Source organism: Stappia indica, assembly GCF_020177335.1.
Classification (GTDB): Bacteria; Pseudomonadota; Alphaproteobacteria; order Rhizobiales; family Stappiaceae; genus Stappia; species Stappia indica_B.
The window spans coordinates 97,556-114,048 of the sequence record NZ_JAIVMG010000014.1 but is presented as its reverse complement, the minus strand read 5'-3'; the positions used below and the strand labels follow the sequence as shown (position 1 = coordinate 114,048).

Annotated in this window: 16 protein-coding genes; 14 read left to right on the top strand and 2 right to left on the bottom strand. The window is 64.8% G+C overall.

The features are described from left to right. The first annotated feature begins 124 nt into the window (after positions 1–124). From LC062_RS17705 to LC062_RS17660, 10 genes are all read left to right on the top strand, one after another. Positions 125–1,360 carry a branched-chain amino acid ABC transporter substrate-binding protein gene (locus LC062_RS17705; RefSeq protein ID WP_224912346.1) on the top strand — a complete coding sequence of 412 codons (1,236 nt, stop codon included), beginning with the start codon at positions 125–127 and terminating at the stop codon, positions 1,358–1,360. A 132-nt stretch (positions 1,361–1,492) separates the two neighbouring features. After that, the gene (locus LC062_RS17700; RefSeq protein WP_404829744.1) at positions 1,493–2,398 is read left to right on the top strand and encodes a branched-chain amino acid ABC transporter permease; all 906 of its coding nucleotides are present in this window, start codon (positions 1,493–1,495) and stop codon (positions 2,396–2,398) included. Then, positions 2,395–3,645, top strand: a complete 1,251-nt coding sequence (locus LC062_RS17695; protein WP_224912344.1) for a branched-chain amino acid ABC transporter permease — start codon at positions 2,395–2,397, stop codon at positions 3,643–3,645. Before LC062_RS17700 ends, LC062_RS17695 begins: the two co-directional genes overlap by 4 nt. Beyond that, positions 3,645–4,400 (top strand): ABC transporter ATP-binding protein, encoded by a 756-nt coding sequence (locus LC062_RS17690; RefSeq protein ID WP_224912373.1) that lies wholly within the window; start codon positions 3,645–3,647, stop codon positions 4,398–4,400. The genes LC062_RS17695 and LC062_RS17690 overlap by 1 nt, the downstream gene beginning before the upstream one ends. 8 nt (positions 4,401–4,408) lie before the next feature. Beyond that, the gene (locus LC062_RS17685; RefSeq protein WP_224912372.1) at positions 4,409–5,104 is read left to right on the top strand and encodes an ABC transporter ATP-binding protein; all 696 of its coding nucleotides are present in this window, start codon (positions 4,409–4,411) and stop codon (positions 5,102–5,104) included. A 4-nt stretch (positions 5,105–5,108) separates the two neighbouring features. Beyond that, on the top strand, positions 5,109–6,392 hold the full coding sequence (locus tag LC062_RS17680; protein ID WP_224912343.1) for an acetyl-CoA acetyltransferase: 1,284 nt from the start codon (positions 5,109–5,111) through the stop codon (positions 6,390–6,392). Further along, on the top strand, positions 6,389–7,153 hold the full coding sequence (locus LC062_RS17675; protein WP_224912342.1) for an SDR family NAD(P)-dependent oxidoreductase: 765 nt from the start codon (positions 6,389–6,391) through the stop codon (positions 7,151–7,153). The genes LC062_RS17680 and LC062_RS17675 overlap by 4 nt, the downstream gene beginning before the upstream one ends. Next, complete coding sequence (locus tag LC062_RS17670; protein ID WP_224912341.1) at positions 7,154–8,365, top strand: acyl-CoA dehydrogenase family protein; 1,212 nt, start codon at positions 7,154–7,156, stop codon at positions 8,363–8,365. After that, positions 8,362–9,390, top strand: coding sequence for a phosphotransferase family protein (locus tag LC062_RS17665; protein ID WP_224912340.1), 1,029 nt, complete (start codon positions 8,362–8,364; stop codon positions 9,388–9,390). Before LC062_RS17670 ends, LC062_RS17665 begins: the two co-directional genes overlap by 4 nt. A 169-nt stretch (positions 9,391–9,559) precedes the next feature. Next, positions 9,560–11,002, top strand: a complete 1,443-nt coding sequence (locus LC062_RS17660) for an alanine/glycine:cation symporter family protein (RefSeq protein WP_224912339.1) — start codon at positions 9,560–9,562, stop codon at positions 11,000–11,002. 64 nt (positions 11,003–11,066) lie between these two features. On the opposite strand, the gene LC062_RS17655 is transcribed toward LC062_RS17660, so the two are convergent. Then, positions 11,067–11,522 (bottom strand): DUF3788 domain-containing protein, encoded by a 456-nt coding sequence (locus LC062_RS17655; RefSeq protein ID WP_224912338.1) that lies wholly within the window; start codon positions 11,520–11,522, stop codon positions 11,067–11,069. 280 nt (positions 11,523–11,802) lie between these two features. On the opposite strand from LC062_RS17655, the gene LC062_RS17650 reads away from it, so the two are divergent. Next, positions 11,803–12,636: an HAD family hydrolase gene (locus tag LC062_RS17650; protein ID WP_224912337.1), complete on the top strand. Its 834-nt coding sequence runs from the start codon at positions 11,803–11,805 to the stop codon at positions 12,634–12,636. Positions 12,637–12,863: 227 nt separating this feature from the next. On the opposite strand, the gene LC062_RS17645 is transcribed toward LC062_RS17650, so the two are convergent. Beyond that, positions 12,864–13,736, bottom strand: coding sequence for a LysR family transcriptional regulator (locus LC062_RS17645; RefSeq protein WP_224912336.1), 873 nt, complete (start codon positions 13,734–13,736; stop codon positions 12,864–12,866). Between the two features lie 198 nt (positions 13,737–13,934). Here LC062_RS17645 and LC062_RS17640 point away from each other — a divergent pair, with 198 nt between their 5' ends. The 3 genes from LC062_RS17640 to LC062_RS17630 are packed head-to-tail and all read left to right on the top strand — an operon-like array spanning position 13,935 to position 16,449. Then, positions 13,935–14,624, top strand: a complete 690-nt coding sequence (locus LC062_RS17640; RefSeq protein ID WP_224912371.1) for an HAD family hydrolase — start codon at positions 13,935–13,937, stop codon at positions 14,622–14,624. After that, a complete protein-coding gene (locus LC062_RS17635; protein ID WP_224912335.1) occupies positions 14,621–15,547 on the top strand; it encodes an ABC transporter permease in 927 nt (308 codons plus the stop codon). Before LC062_RS17640 ends, LC062_RS17635 begins: the two co-directional genes overlap by 4 nt. An 11-nt stretch (positions 15,548–15,558) precedes the next feature. Beyond that, complete coding sequence (locus LC062_RS17630; RefSeq protein WP_224912334.1) at positions 15,559–16,449, top strand: ABC transporter permease; 891 nt, start codon at positions 15,559–15,561, stop codon at positions 16,447–16,449. Positions 16,450–16,493 lie beyond the last annotated feature (44 nt).

Below are 16,493 nucleotides of genomic sequence, written 5' to 3'. Positions count from 1 at the left end.
CGATTGACCGAGAACTCCGCGATTTCGGGTAATTTATTGCAAGGAATGGTGAGGTTCTCAACATTTAACTTGAACGACCGTTCGACATTTGATAGCGAGGAATGCCTATGATTGGGAGGAAATCATGAAGCATTCGGTATTTTGGGCGGCTCTGGCCGTCAGTAGCCTGGCCGTGGGGGCGGCGCAGGCGGAAAGCATTCGCATCGGCCATATCGACCCGTTTTCGGGGACGTTTTCCAATGTGGGCGTCGTCAACGGCAAGCATGTGCAGTTCGGCGCCGATCTGGTGAACGAGGCTGGCGGTGTTCTTGGCGGCAAGACCTTCGAAGTGGTGCGCTTCGACAACAAGGCGAGCGCCCAGGAGACGGTGATCGCCTTTCAGGAGGCGCTCGACCAGGGCATTCGCATCATCACCCAGGCGACAAGCTCGGGCATTGCGCTGGCGCTGGCCGATGCGGTCAACAAACACAACCGGCGCAATCCGGACGACCCGGTGCTCTATCTCAACTACGGTTCCGCCGATCCGTCGCTGACCCGCGACAAGTGCAATTTCTACATGTTCCGCTTCGAGGCCCATTCGGGCATGAAGCAGGCCGGCCTGACCGATCTGATCGCCGCCGACCAGGGCATCAAGAAGGTCTACATCATCGGTCAGGACTATGGCCACGGCCATGAGGTCAGCCGCTACACCAAGGAGATGCTGGCGGAAAAGCGTCCCGATATCGAGATCGTCGGCGATGAGTTCCATCCCTTCGGCAAGGTCAAGGACTTCACCCCCTATGTGGCCAAGATCAAGGCCGCCGGCGCGGATGCGGTGGTGACTGGCAACTTCGGCGCCGATCTGACGCTTTTGATCAAGGCGGCCAACAGCGCCGGCCTCGACGCCAAGTTCTTCACCCAGTATTCGGGCACCTTCGGCACGCCGACCGCGATCGGCGCGGCGGGCGTCGGCCGGGTCTACGATGCCGCGCCCTGGCATCCGGACGTTCCGGTGGAGCAGAACAACGCGGCGGCGGGCCAACTGGTCTCCGGGTTCCAGGAGAAATACGGCGAGGATCTCTACTACGTTCAGATCCTGGTGCAGATGCAGATGCTGGCCGAGGCCATCGAGGCGGCCGGCTCGACCGACCCCAAGGCAGTGGCCGAAGCCCTGTCCGGGGCCGCGTTCGACGGTCCCACCGGCAAGATGACCATGCGGGCGTCCGATCACCAGCTGTTCCACCCGCTGTTCATGTCGGTCTTCACCGGCGAGGGGATCACCAACGATTCCGAAGGAACCGGCCTTGGCTGGAAGACGGTCATGACCGTGAACGCCGATCGGCTTTCCGACGATTCCACCTGTGAGGTGAAGCGCCCATAGGCGCCCGTTTCACCGATCTGACTGGACTCTGCGGGTTGCGTCCCTCTTGAAAAGGAGAGGCAACCCGCCCTTGGGGAGGCTTTGCGGGTGGATACTTTCGCCTTTGCCGTGGTCAATGGTCTGCTTTACGGCATGTTGCTGTTCATGCTGGCCAGCGGGCTGACGCTGATCTTCAGCCTGATGGGCGTGCTCAATTTCGCCCATGCCAGTTTCTTCATGCTGGGCGCCTATTTCGCCTTTCAACTGAGCAGTGTCGGCAATTTCTGGCTGGGGCTGGTGCTGGCACCGCTCCTGGTGGGGCTGCTCGGCGCCACGGTCGAGCGCTACGGCCTGCGGGTGGTGCACCGGCATGGGCATGTGGCCGAGCTTCTGTTCACGTTCGGTCTTGCCTACCTGATCGAGGAGCTGGTGCGGCTTGTCTGGGGCCGTCAGCCGGTGCCCTATCGCATCCCGGAGGCGCTTGATTTTCCGCTGTTTTCCATTGGTGGCATCGACTATTCCGCCTATCGCGGCTTCATGTTCGCCATCGCCGTTCTGGTGTTCCTCGGCCTGCTGGCGCTGTTGAAGCGCACCCGGGTCGGCCTGATGGTGCAGGCGGCGCTGTCCCATCCGGATGTCTTGTGGGCGCTTGGGCACAATGTGCCGCGCCTGTTCATGCTGGTGTTCGGCGGCGGCGTGGCGCTGGCCGGTCTCGCCGGGGTGATCGGCGGCAATTATCTCGTCACCGAACCGGGCATGGCCCATCAGATGGGAACGATCCTGTTCGTGATCGTCGTCTTCGGCGGGCTCGGCTCGCTGCTCGGCGCCTTCCTTGCCTCGATCCTCATCGGCATCCTGCAGACGCTGATGGTCGCCTTCGATGGCACGCTGACCGATCTGGTGGTGGGCCTTGGCGGTGCGGCGCCGCAGGCGACCGGCCCATTCCATGAAATCTGGACGATTACCCCGGCCAATCTTGCTCCGGTCCTGCCCTACCTCCTGCTCGTGGTGCTCTTGATCGTGCGGCCTCGGGGTCTTCTGGGGACGCGCGAAACATGACCAGATCCATCTCTCTCCTGCTTTTGGGCCTTCTTGCCCTCAGCGCGGCGCTGCTGTTGCCGCTGGTCTCGGACAGCCGGTTTCTCACCCTGTTCCTGACCCAGCTCGCGGTGATGGTGACCTTCGCCATGTCCTACAATGTGCTTCTGGGACAGACCGGGCTCCTGTCCTTCGGCCATGCGGTCTATTTCGGCGGCGGCGTCTTTGCCGCGCTCTATCTGATCACGGCGATCGGCGGCGGTGCGCTGGCGCTGCCCCTGGAATTCGTACCGCTTGGCGGCGCGCTCGCCGGATTGGCGATGGCCGCCGTGCTGGGGCTTGTCTCCGTGCGCCGGGCGGGCACCACCTTCGCCATGATCTCGCTGGGCATGGCCGAGCTGATCACCGCCGCCGCCATGGTGTTTCCGAGCGTCTTCGGCGGCGAACAGGGGGTCTCCACCGACCGGATGGTGGATGTCACCTTGACGGGTCTTGGCTATGGGCGGCCCTCGGAGATCTATCTGCTGGTGCTGGTCTGGGCTCTGGTCAGCGTCGCCTTGATGGTGTTCCTGTCGCGCAGCCCGCTTGGCCGGATGGCGAATGCGGTGCGGGACAATCCGCAGCGGGTGGAGTTCCTCGGCTACGATCCCTACTGGATCCGCTTCCTGCAATTCTGCATCGCCGGCACCTTCGCCGGACTTGCCGGCAGCCTGTTCGCGCTCACCTTCGAGATCGCCAATGCGGAGGTGTTCGGCCTGCGCACCTCGGCCAATGTGCTGATCGCCACCTATCTCGGCGGCATCACCTATGTGCTGGGGCCGGTGGTCGGTGCCTTCGTGGTGCTGCTCCTGGAGCTCAACCTGGCGCGGATCACCGATGCCTGGCTGTTCTATTACGGTCTTCTGTTCCTGGCGATCATCCTGTTCGCACCGCGCGGGCTGACCGGGATCCTGGCCGGACTGCCCGGGGCACTGCGCCGCCACGGTCCGGCCAGCTGCCTGCGCCGGGCGCTGGTCTGGGGCCCGGCGGTGCTCTCTGGCCTTGTCGGCGGGGTGATGCTGGTGGAGCTGAGCTATCACCTGTCCAACAGCTTCGACCCGAGCGATCCGCTGCGCCTGTTCTGGCGCGATGTCGATGCCACGAACTGGGGCGTGTGGGCGCTGGCGCTGGGGGCATGTGCCCTGTCGGCGGCGCTGGTGCTGCGGGCCCGGCGCGGCGGACGGCGGCCGCAAGTGGTTGCCGCGCCGATGGTGGAGGAGGGCTCATGATGACCGCTTCCGCGCCCGCGCTTTCCATTCGCGATCTGCACAAGGATTTCGGCGCCGCCCAGATCATTCGCGGCATCTCGCTCGATGTGCGCGAAGGCAGCTTCCATGCGGTGATCGGGCCGAATGGGGCCGGCAAGTCCACCTTCTTCAACCTGATTTCGGGACGGTTTGCCCCGACCTCCGGAAAGATCCTGCTCGGCGACACGGATATCTCGGGGATGCGGCCCTACCGGATCAATCGGCTGGGCCTGTCGCGCTCCTTCCAGATCACCAACATCTTCAACGAGATGAGCGTGTTCGAGAACATCCGCTGCGCGCTGATGTGGCCGGGCCGGGCGGGCTACTGCTTCTGGCGGCGGGCCTCCGGCTATCGCCGGATCGGCGCGGAGGCGGAGCGGCTGATCGACGAGATCGGCCTGTCGGCACGGGCAGGGGAGAAGGCTGGCAACCTGTCCTATGCGGAGCAGCGGGCGCTGGAGGTCGGCATGACCATTGCCGGCGACGCCCGGGTTCTTCTGTTCGACGAGCCGACCGCGGGCATGAACCACAATGAGGTGGAGCAGTTCGCCGGCTTCCTGCGCAAGGTGGCGGTGGGGCGCACGGTGATGATGGTGGAGCATGACATGAACGTGGTGTTCAGCCTGGCCGACCGGGTTTCGGTGCTTGTCTATGGCCAGATCATCGCCACCGGCACGCCGGAGGAGATCCGCCAGGATCCGGCGGTGCGCGAAGCCTATCTGGGAGCGGAGGCATGAGCGCGCCGATCCTCAGCCTGCGCGGCGTGCACGCCTTCTATGGCCTCAGCCATGTGCTGCACGGGGTCGATCTCGATGTGGGCGAGGGCGAGATCGTCGCGCTGCTCGGGCGCAATGGCGTCGGCCGCTCCACCCTGTGCAAGGCGGTGATGGCCATTGTCGAACGCCAGGGCAGCATCCGGGTGCGCGGGCGCGAGACCATCGGTCTTGAACCGCATCGGGTCGCCCGGCTCGGCCTCGGCTATGTGCCGGAGGAGCGGGCGGTGTTTCCCGGGCTGACGGTGGAGCAGAACCTCCTGCTTGGCCGGCATGGGGCGGCGAGTGCCCGCAGCTGGCAGCTTGAGGAGGTGTACGAGCTGTTCCCCTCGCTCCGGCGGCGCAGTGCCACCCATGCGGAGGTGCTCTCCGGCGGCGAACAGCAGATGCTGTCGATCTGCCGGGCCTTGATGAGCGGTCCGGCGCTGATGATCGTCGACGAGCCGACCGAGGGGCTGGCACCGCTGATCGTCGAGCAGGTCGGTGATCTCTTGGCCGAAATCGCTCGGCGCGGCGTGGCGATCCTCTTGGTGGAGCAGAAGCTGACCATCGCAATGCGGATCGCCCACCGGGTCTATGTGATGGGCCATGGTCGCACCGTGTTTGAAGGGAGCCCCGACGAATTGCGCACTGATGAGACGATCCGCAAGGCATGGCTGGAGGTTTGACGACATGACATCTCAGGCAACACGCGAACGGGACCAGGCAGAAGGGAACGGGGCGGGCGGCGTCTATATTCTCGGCGGCGCCCAGACCGACTTTGCCCGCAACTGGGCGCGGGAGGGGCTCGGCATCGACGCCATGATGGCGGAGGCGCTGCATCAGGGGCTGGAGGCCACCGGCCTCGATGCATCCGAGATCGAGACCGCGCATATCGGCAATTTCACCGGCGAATTGTTCTGCGGTCAGGGGCAGCTCGGCGGCATTTTCGCCTCGCTCCATCCGGACCTTTCCGGCGTGCCGACCAGCCGGCACGAGGCGGCCTGCGCCTCCGGCTCCATGGCCGTGCTCTCCGCCATGGCGGAGATCGAGGCCGGGCGCTACGACCTCGCCTGCGTCCTTGGCGTTGAATACATGCGCAACGTGCCCGGCCAGACGGCGGCCGAACATCTCGGTGCCGCCGCCTGGCATGGGCGGGAATGGACCGATGCCCGCTACCTCTGGCCCGCCGCCTTTTCCGATCTGATCGATGCCTACTCGGAGAAATACGGCGAGGTCGACTATGCCCATCTCGGCGAGATCGCCCGGATCAACTACGAGAACGGCCGCCGCAATCCCTTTTCGCAGACGCGCAACTGGTCGTTCACGCCGGAAAGCTTCACCGAGCATGACGAGGCGAACCCGGTGATCGAGGGGCGGGTGCGGCGCAACGATTGCGGCCAGGTGACAGATGGCGCCGCCACCGTCTTTCTCGCCTCCGCCAAACGCGCGCGCGCCTATGCCGAAAAGCGTGGGCTGAAGCTGTCGGACCTTGCCCGGATCGAGGGCTGGGGCCATCGCACCGCACCGATGCTTCTCTCCGATAAGTTGAAGGAGGGGCGGAATACGCGCTACGTTCTGCCTCAGGTGCAAAAGACCATCGCCGAGTGCTTCGGCCGGGCCGGGGTCGGCGATGTCTTCGCGCTCGACGCCATCGAGACCCATGATTGTTTCGCCATGACCGAATATGCCGCCATCGACAGTTTCGGCATCACCGCGCCGGGGGAAAGCTGGAAGGCGATTGAAGAAGGGGTGATCGCCGCCGATGGCCGCTTGCCGGTCAATCCCTCCGGCGGCCTGATCGGGCTCGGCCATCCGGTCGGGGCGACCGGCGTGCGGATGATGCTCGATGGCTACCGCCAGGTGACCGGCCGGGCCGGCGCCTGCCAGGTGGAGGGCGCGCGGCGGGTCGGGCTTCTCAACATCGGCGGATCGACCACCACCATCGCCGCCTTCGTCGTGGGAGCAGCCATATGACATTGCTGGATCTGACCGGACGGGTTGCCGTCGTGACCGGAGCTTCCTCCGGTCTTGGGGCGCATTTCGCGCGCACGCTGGGGGAGGCGGGCGCGGCGGTGGCGCTGATCGCTCGCAACGGTGAGAAACTGGAGGCGGTGGCCGCGCCCTTGCGCGCTGACGGCATCGATGTGCGCTGCGCGCCGGCCGACATCACCGACCGGTCGGCGCTGGAGGCGGCGGTTGCCGGCATCGCCGACTGGCACGGGCGGATCGATGTTCTGGTCAATAACGCCGGCATTGCCCGCACCGAACGGTTTCTCGACATGTCGGAAGAGGACTGGGCGGCGGTGGTCGACACGGATCTGACCGGCCTGTGGCGCGCCGGGCAGCTTGTGGCCCGGGCGATGGTTGCCGGCGAACGGGGCGGATCGATCGTCAACATCGCCTCGATCCTCGGGCTTGCGGTGCAGCCGACCCAGACCAATTACGCGGCGGCGAAGGCCGGGGTGTTGCACCTGACCCGGGCCATGGCCCGGGAGTTGGGGCGGTACGGCATTCGCGTCAACGCCATCGCGCCGGGGTATTTCAAGACCGATATCAACTCAGATTTTTTCGACAGTGACGCCGGCCAGGCGCTGATCGGCAAGCTGTTTCCGCGGCGGCTGGGCCGGTTGAGCGAGCTCGACGGGCCGTTGCTGCTGCTCGCCTCGCAGGCGGGCAGTTTCATGACTGGAACCACTTTGACCGTCGACGGCGGTACATTACTTTCGGGGGTTTGAATGCATTTCGTCCACAGCGCAAAGGTCGAGGACCTGGAGGCCAGGGTATCCGCCTTCATGGAGGCGCATGTCATCCCGGCCGAGGCCGACTATCACCGCTTCGTCGACAGCAGCAAGGACCGCTGGACGATCCCGCCGGTGATGGAGGAGTTGAAGGCGCGCGCCAGGGCGGAGGGTCTGTGGAACCTGTGGTGCCCCTATCCGGAGCATGGCGCCGGGCTCAACAATTGCGACTACGCGCCGCTGGCGGAGATCATGGGCCGCTCGATCATCGGCCCGGAGGTGTTCAACTGCAATGCGCCGGACACCGGCAACATGGAGGTGCTGATCAAATATGGCACCGAGGCGCAGAAGGCGAAATGGCTGACGCCGCTGCTCGCCGGCGAGATCCGCTCCGCCTTCTGCATGACCGAGCCGGCGGTCGCCTCGTCGGACGCCACCAATGTGGAAGCCTCGATCCTGCGCGATGGCGATCATTACGTCATCAACGGCCGCAAGTGGTGGGCCACCGGCGCCCCCGATCCGCGCTGCCGCATCCTGATCGTCATGGGCAAGAGCGATCCGGAGGCGGAACGGCACAAGCAGCAGTCGATGATCCTGGTGCCGTTCGACACGCCGGGAGTGACATTGGTGCGCCCGCTCAACGTGTTTGGCGCCGATGACGCGCCGCACGGACATGCGGAAATCCTGTTCGACAATGTCCGGGTGCCGGCGGACAACCTGCTGCTCGGCGAGGGCCGGGGCTTCGAGATCGCGCAAGGCCGGCTCGGGCCGGGGCGCATTCATCATTGCATGCGGCTGATCGGCGCCGCCCAGCGGGCGCTGGAGCTGATGTGCGACCGGGTGCTGGCGCGCCGGGCCTTCGGCAAGCCGCTCGCCGATCAGGGGGTGGTGCGCCAGCAGATTGCCCTCTCCATGTGCGAGATCGAGCAGGCCCGGCTTCTGGCGCTGGCAGCGGCGGACAAGATGGACCGGCTTGGCAACAAGGACGCGCGTGATCTGATCGGCATGGCCAAGGTGGTGATCCCGCAGATGGCACAGACGGTGATCGACCGGGCGATTCAGGTGCATGGGGCGGCGGGCGTGTCGCAGGACACCTTCCTCGCCGCCGCCTTCGCCTATGCCCGGACCATCCGCATCGCCGACGGTCCGGACGAGGTGCATCAGGATGCGCTGGCGCGGCAGATGCTGAAGGCGCGGGCGGCGGCATGAGCGCGGTTCCCGGCGATGTCGCGGCCCTCGCGCCGCTGCTGGAAGAGTGGTTGCCGGCGCTCGGGCGCGGGGTGACCATCGTCCCGTTCGGCGGCGGTCAGTCCAACCCGACCTTCCTGGCGCGCGGTTCCGGCGGCGAAGCGGTGTTGCGGGTGCAGCCGGCCGGCAAGCGGCTGAAGGGGGCGCATGCGGTCGACCGCGAATTCCGGGTGATGCAGGCCTTGCACGGCTCCCGCGTGCCGGTGCCGGAGATGCTGCTGAGCGGCGGTGAGGATGCGTGGCTCGACCGCCGTTTCATCGTCATGCAGCGGGTGGAGGGCGTCGTCTTCTGGGACCCTGCACTGCCGGACAAGACCCCGGCCGAGCGTGGCCGGGTCTATGACGCCATGGTCATGGTGCTGGCGGATCTGCACGATGTCGACATCGCCGCCGTCGGGCTGTCGGACTACGGCCGGCCGGGCAACTATTTCGCCCGCCAATTCGCCACCTGGCAGCGTCAGTACCGGGCGAGCGAGACCGGTGAGAACCGGGACATGGAGCGGTTGATCGCCTGGCTGGACCGGCATCTGCCCAAGGATGACGGGACGGTGAGCCTTGTCCATGGCGACTACCGGATCGACAATCTGATCTTCGACCCCGAGACGCTGGCGATCCGCGCGGTGCTGGACTGGGAGCTGTCGACGCTGGGCCACCCCTACGCCGATCTCGCCTATCAATGCATGCAGTGGCGTTTGCCCAATGACGGGGTGTTCAAGGGGCTCGGCGGCATCGACCGGGGTGCGCTGGGCATTCCCGACGAGGCGACCTATCTCGCCGCCTATTGCCGGCGGCGCGGACTGGCCCGTATCGAGGGCTGGACCTTCCATCTGGCATTTTCCTTCTTCCGGCTCGCCGCCATCCTGCAGGGCATCTATCGCCGCTATCTGGATGGCAATGCCGCCAATGCGGACACGGCGCTGCGCTACGGCCAGACGGTTCCGGTGCTGACGGCGCTGGCGATGGAGGAGGTGGAGCGCCGGGGCTAGCTCTCCTGTTTCCCGCTACGGCTGCCGCCCGGAGCCCTTTGGCAGGCAAGACGCAGTATTGCTGTTAAGACTCATGGTCTAACTAGGGTCGATCTCGCGGCGTTTCCGTCCGTCCAGGCGACCGCCCGCGTGGGGTATGTGTCTGCAAGCTGGGCTGAGCGGGGGAGAAATGGCGTTTATCGAAGGGGTGTTCGGGGTTATCGGCGACCTCACCTGGGGCTGGGCGCTGATCCCGCTGCTGGTGGTGTTCGGCGTCTTCATCACGGTGCTGACCGGGTTCGTGCAGATCCGCTATTTCAAGCGCATGTTCCGGGTGCTGTCCTCGGAAAACCAGAGCGCCGATCCCAACGCGATCTCCGCCCGCGCGGCGCTGCTTGTGTCCGTCGGCGGCCGGGTCGGCGGCGGCAACATTGCCGGCGTGGCCGTGGCGATCACCCTCGGCGGACCGGGGGCGGTCTTCTGGATGTGGGCGGTTGCCCTTGTCGGCATGGCGACCAGTCTGGTCGAATGCTCGCTGGCGCAGCTCTACAAGCGGCGCGAGCCCGATGGCGCCTTTCGCGGCGGCCCGGCCCGCTCGATCATTCACGGGCTTGGTCATGAGTACAAATGGCTGGCGGTGCTTTACGCGGTCTGCCTGATCGCCGCCTTCGGCCTCGGTTTCAATGCCTTTCAGGGCAACACGGTGGCCGGCGCGGCCGAGGAAAGCCTGGGTATCGACCGTCTCTGGTCCGGCGTGGCGCTGACCATCATTGCCGGTTTCATCGTCTTCGGCGGCATTCATCGCATCGCCAAGGCCGCCGATGTGGTCGTGCCGGTGATGGCCGTCGGCTACCTGCTGATGGCACTGGTGGTGATCGCGTTGAATCTGACCGAGCTGCCCGGCGTGCTGGCCTCGATCGTTCTCAATGCCTTCGGCTTCGAGCAGGCGGTGGGCGGCGGCATGGGCGCGGCGCTGGCGCAGGGGCTGCGCCGGGGGCTGTTCTCCAATGAGGCCGGTCTCGGTTCGGCGCCGAATGTGGCGGCGACGGCGGATGTGCGTCATCCCATCAGCCAGGGCATCACCCAGTCGTTCTCCGTGTTCATCGACACGATCCTGATCTGCAGCTGCACCGCCTTCGTCATCCTGCTCGGCGATGTCTACCAGCCCGGGGCGGAGGCCGTGGACGGCGTGGTGCTGACCCAGCAGTCGCTGGCGGAACATCTGGGCGACTGGACCCAGTATTTCCTGACGTTCATCCTGCTGCTCTTCGCCTTCAGCTCGATCATCTACAACTATTATCTCGGCGAGAACGCGCTGACGGTGATCACCGAACATCCGATGGCGCTGAACGGCTTCCGGCTGGTCGTCATGGGTATCGTCTTCGTCGGTGCGGTGGCGCCGGGGGCGACCGCCGTGTTCTTCTTCTCCGATCCGCTGATGGGTATCCTGGCGGTGGTCAATCTGGTGGTCCTGATGATGCTGCTGCCCACCTGCCTGCGGATCCTGCGGGACTTCCGGGCGCAGCTCAAGGCCGGCGTCGCCCGGCCGCTGCTCAACCCGGACGACTTCCCTGATCTCGATCTCGACCGCACCGCCTGGACCGGCGTCAACCCGGACCGGCAGACGGCCTGATCCGCACGGCGCGGCGCTTCCGTGAGAGTGCCGCCCCGTGCCTGTCCTCAAGGGCGTGGAAGCGTCAGGCGCCCTTGCGGTGCGGGCGCTTGAGCGCCAGAAGCGCGGTCACATCCTGAAGGTCCTCGGCGGAGGCAATCCCAATCTTCAGCCATTTGCCATCGTGATAGGTCTCGGCCGCGTCATACAGCGCCATCAGGCCGGGGCTCAGGGCTTCTCGCTGCGCTTCCACCTTCTCCCGCTCCCTGGCGCCCAACACGACCACCGCCGAGAGGGCTCGATATTCGGGCAGCAACGTGCAGAAGGCCTTGGACTTCTTGTAGCGCAGAGACCAGCCATGGGTCTTGCCGCCATAGATCCAGTCCGGAGTGAAGACGCCGGGGTAGGAGCTGTCGATCCAGGCGCGCAGCGCCGTCCAGTGCTCGCAGGCTTCCGCCCCGATCCAGTCGCGTAGGGTCGCGTCATCGGGTGTGGTGGATTTGTCGGTGAGCCGGTCTCCGGTCCGGGGCGCCTGTTGCATGGGGCTCTCTCCTGTGTCCATGCTCCCGGCATCTCATCCGGCGATATGTCCTACATCCTGCCGCTGGGGCAGGATCAAGCCGCAGTGCCGGAACCGGCGGGGGGCAAAAGAAGGGCTTCTAACGAGGTTTCTCTCTTTTTATTTGTATGCAGGGCTTTTCTCTTTGATTGTCGGGTGCTCGTAGTTTCTGATTCTTTTGTGTAGAAAATTAAGTTTATGGGTTGTTGTTCAATTATAAGAAGGTGATATTTGTTTGATTTTAAATAAAAAGGAGATTCCTATGTTGGGTGATAGTCTTCCTGTTGCGATTGTTTATGATTTTGACGGAACGCTTTCTCCGGGCTCAATGCAGCAGCATTCTTTTATTCCTTCTCTTGGATACGAGAATCATAATGTGTTTTGGAGGGAAGTCAAAGACGAGGCGAAGGCCCGTGATGGTGACGAGATCCTAACCTATATGCAGCACATGATTCAGAAGGGGGAAATTACTCGTGAGCAACTTCAGGAGCATGGTCGAGAACTTCCTTTTTTTGATGGCGTTTCACGTTGGTTTGAGCGCATCAACGCATATGCTTCTGGTCGGGGTCTGAATTTGGAGCACTATGTGGTTTCCTCGGGAAATCATGAAATGATTGAAGCATGCGCTATAGCACGGGAGTTTAAACATGTTTTTGCATCAAGGTTTGCTTATGATGAGCATGGACATGCGGTGTGGCCTGCAGTTGCTGTGAACTTCACAAATAAGACGCAGTTTCTTTTTCGTATAAATAAAGGAATTATGAGCTCTTGGGATTCTGAGGCGGTAAACTACTGGATCCCGATGAAGAAACGTCCCATGCCTTTTGAGTACATGATCTTTATCGGTGATGGCGATACAGATATCCCGTCAATGAAGATGGTTCGCTACCAAGGTGGAACAGCGATTGCCGTTTTCGACCCGCGCCATTGGGAGGAAGCTTCTGCCCAAAGCAAGGTTCATAGGTTGATTGCCGAGGATCGGGCAAACTATGTAGCTCCAGCTGACTATCGGGAGAACTCGCAGTTGGATGTGACCGTCAGGGGGGTGCTTGGACGGATCGCGCGAGAGGCTGGAGTCTACACTCCTCCGAGATGATTTTTCTCAAGAAAGACAGTATGAATATTATTTGGCTCCCCTTCTCGGGGAGGCTTTTTTTGAGAAAACGGTGCCGAAGCTGATAAAGGTTCTCGAGAAAGCCGTAGATGTGAGTGTGTGGCAAACAGAACCGATTATTCAGGCTATCGCGCTCTTATCTATCCATTCTGTGAAATATATGCAGTTATTTGGCCTATTCGTGTGATGAAGGACGTTGACGGGACGGCTTACTTCGGCAGCGGCGGGACCAGCTGATAAAACGCCTCGACCACCTGACTGGTGGTCTCGCTCAGGCTGAACACCGTCTCGTGGATGGTCAGGCCCTGCATTTCGGCGATGGGCAGACGCACCACCCCGTCGCTGCGGCCGGTGGAGCCTTGCCACAGAAATCCGATGCCGAGACCATTGGCCACCGCCTCGTAGAGCCCGTCGCGGGCGTCGAGGGTGAGGAACGGGCGGGGCGAGAGCCCGGCCCGGGCGAACATCCTGTCCACCGCCCGCTGGGTCGAGGAGCCCGAGGCGCGGAAGATCATCGGTTCATCGCAGAGCATTTTCGCGGTCACCATGCGCTCCTGCGCCAGCCGGTGGCCAAGCGGGGCGATCGCCACCACGCGGGCGCTTGCCAGATGCGCGCGGCGAAAGCGCGGATCGGCGGGCACATCGGGCAAAACGCCGATGTCGCATTCGTGGTTCAGCACCGCGCGGGTGATCTTGTGGTGCGAGCCGGTCTCGACCTTCAGCGTCACCCCGGGAAAGGCGCGGTGGAAGGAGGCCACCAGCGCCATGCCTGGCATGGCATTGCCCAGGCCGACGATGATCTGTCCCTCGCGCAGCGACGAGCGGCTCAGCAGCAGCCGTTCGGCCTCCTGCCGGGCTTCGGCCATGCGTTCCGCCGTATCGCAAAGTTTCAGGCAGAGATCGGTGGGCAGCAGCCGTCCGGCCTCGCGGCGGAACAGGCGAACGCCGAACTCCTGCTCCAGGCCGCGCACCTGGGCGGAGATGTTCGGTTGGGTGACCGCCAGCGTGCGCGCCGCGGCGGCATAGGAGCCGGTTTCCGCGACCGCCCTGACGGCATCGAGACGTTGCGGGGAAATGGCCATCTCTCAAGCTCCGGGTTTGGTTTGTCCAAAGCTTAGCTTTCGTTCGTATCAGTCCTGTTACAAAGCGCCGTCAAATCTGCTCTCCAGCGCCGGGCCAGTGGGGTCCGGTCTTGCAAACGCAAGGAGAGAGCAGGCTTGACCGTCGTTCCAACATCCCTCCCGACAACCCGACGTCGCGCCCGGCTTGATCCCCGTGACGTGCAACAGGCGCGGATCGTACTCTGCGATCTGGACGGATGCCTGATGTCCGAAGGGCGGCTCTTCGAGGAGACGGCGGCGTTCGCCGACGGATGTGGCGACCGGCTGCGCATCGTCTCGAATCGCTCCGACAGCACGGCGGAGGCGCTGGCGTCGCAACTGTCCGGGCTGGGTCTCTCCGTACCTCCCGCGCACATTCTGATGGCGGGCGAGTTCACCCTGCAGCACCTTGCCCGCCAGGGCGTGCGGCGGCTGACGCTCTGCGCCGCGCCGCTGCTCATGGGCCGCGCCCGCGCCCTCGGGCTCGACCCCGAGGCGCGCGACCCCCAGGCGGTGCTGCTCTGCCGGGACCCGGCGCAGACCGTCGATACGCTCGGGCCGCTGCTGGCGCCGGTGGCGCGAGGCGTTCCGCTGTGGGTCTCGAACGAGGATGTCTCGCATCCCGATCATGCGGGCCGGCCGGTGGCGGAAACCGGCGCGCTGCTGGCCGCGCTGCGGGCGATCCGGCCCGGTCTTGCCTGGCACTGCCTCGGCAAGCCGCATGCCGCCATGTTGCTGCATGCAATGGCCGAGGCGGGGCTGGAGCCGGCGCAGTCGGTCTTTGTCGGCGACAACGCCGCGACTGACGGGCGCGCCGCCGAGGCCGCCGGCATGTCGTTCATCCATATCCAGCGGAGGGCCGGGAAATGACCCCCTATCTGTTGCGCCATGTGCTCAAGGCGGTGGTGACGCTCTGGGCGATCGTCACGGTGACTTTCGTCGCCACCCGCCTGTCGGGCAACCCGATCGACACGTTTCTGGGCGAAGGGCTGACCGCCGAGGGGCGACAGGCGCTGATCGACTACTTCCAGCTCGATCGGTCGCTGTGGCACCAGTACCTGGCCTATCTGCGCGGTGTTCTCTCGGGTGAATTCGGTCTCAGTTTCGTCGACCGACGTCCGGTCACGACGGTGGTGGCCGAACGGCTCTGGCCATCGGGGCAACTGCTGCTGAGCTCGGTCGCCCTGACCGTGGCGGTGTCCCTGCCGCTGGGGGTGCTGGCGGCGGTCTATCGGCGCAGCTGGATCGGCTCGGCGGTGATGGTGGTGGCCTTCACGGGCTACGCGGTGCCGTCCTTCGTGCTGGCCATCGTCATGGTGCTGACCTTCTCCTACTGGCTGAACTGGTTGCCGGTGGTGGGCAATGGCACCTGGCTGCACTTCATCATGCCGACCATCGCCATGTCCGGCGTCTTGATCGCCGCGCTGACCCGCTTCACCCGCAATGCCATGCTGGATGTGCTCGGGCAGGACTTCATCCGCACCGCCCGGGCCAAGGGCCTGCGCGAGACGCAGGTGGTGCTGAAGCATGGTCTCGGCAACGCCTCGATCACCGTGATTTCGGTCCTCGGGCTGCAGATCGCCGGGCTTGCCGCCGCCGGTTCCGTGGTGGTGGAGAGCATCTTCTCCTGGCCCGGCGTGGGGCAGATGCTGGTGAACGCCGCGATCCTGCGCGACTACCCGGTGCTGCAGTTCGGCGTGATCGCCGTCGCCGTGGCCGTCGTCGCCATCAACATCCTGACAGACATCGCCTATGCGCTGGCCGACCCGCGCATCCGGCTGGCCCGCGCCTGAAGGAGACCGACATGGCAAGCCTTGTTGACGCGCTTCCCCGCCTTCGCCGCCGCAGCGGGCGCCGCAAGGGGCAGGGGGCGGATATCATCCAGACCATCGCGCTGGTCTGCGCCGTGCTGCTGGCCGGCGGCGCCCTTCTCGCCCCCTGGCTGACGCCGTTCGACCCGCTCGATCAGAGCCTGCTCGCCCGCTTGCGTCCGCCCATCGGCTTCGACCGCTACGCCGCCGGCCATCTGGCGGGCACCGATGAGCTCGGCCGCGATGTGCTGTCCCGGTCCCTGCACGGGTTGCGCCTCACCCTGGCGCTGGCCTTCGCCGGTGCGGTGATCGGGCTCCTCATCGGTGGGCTCTTGGGGCTCATCGCCGGGCAGCGCCGGGGCTGGGTCGAGGATGGGATCATGTCGCTGGTCGACATGCAGATCGCCATTCCCTTCACGCTTGTCGCCCTGCTGGTGCTGGCACTGATGGGGTCGAGCCTGACCGTGCTCGTCCTGGTTCTGGGCATTGCCGGCTGGGAGCAATACGCCCGCATTGTGCGCGGCGAGGTCCGCCGCATCGCCGCGCAGCCTTATCTGGAGGCCGCGCACACCGCCGGGGCCGGGCCGTTCTACATCGCCTGGCGCCATGTGCTGCCCAATCTGGTGTCGCCGCTGGTCGTGCAGTTCACCCTGTCGCTGTCGAACATCGTGATCCTGGAGAGCACGCTGTCCTTCCTGGGGCTCGGGGTGCAGCCGCCACAGCCCTCGCTGGGATCGATGGTGGGGCTGGGGCGCGACTACATGCCGACCGCGCCGTGGATCGTGCTGACCCCCGCCGCGCTGATCGTGGTGCTGACCTTCACCGTGCAAATCCTTGGCGACTGGCTGCGCGACCGCGCCGATGTCCGCCTGAGAGAGCGTTGATCCGACAAGAAACCGAGAGCCGGACAAACCGGCCCGTCCCGTTG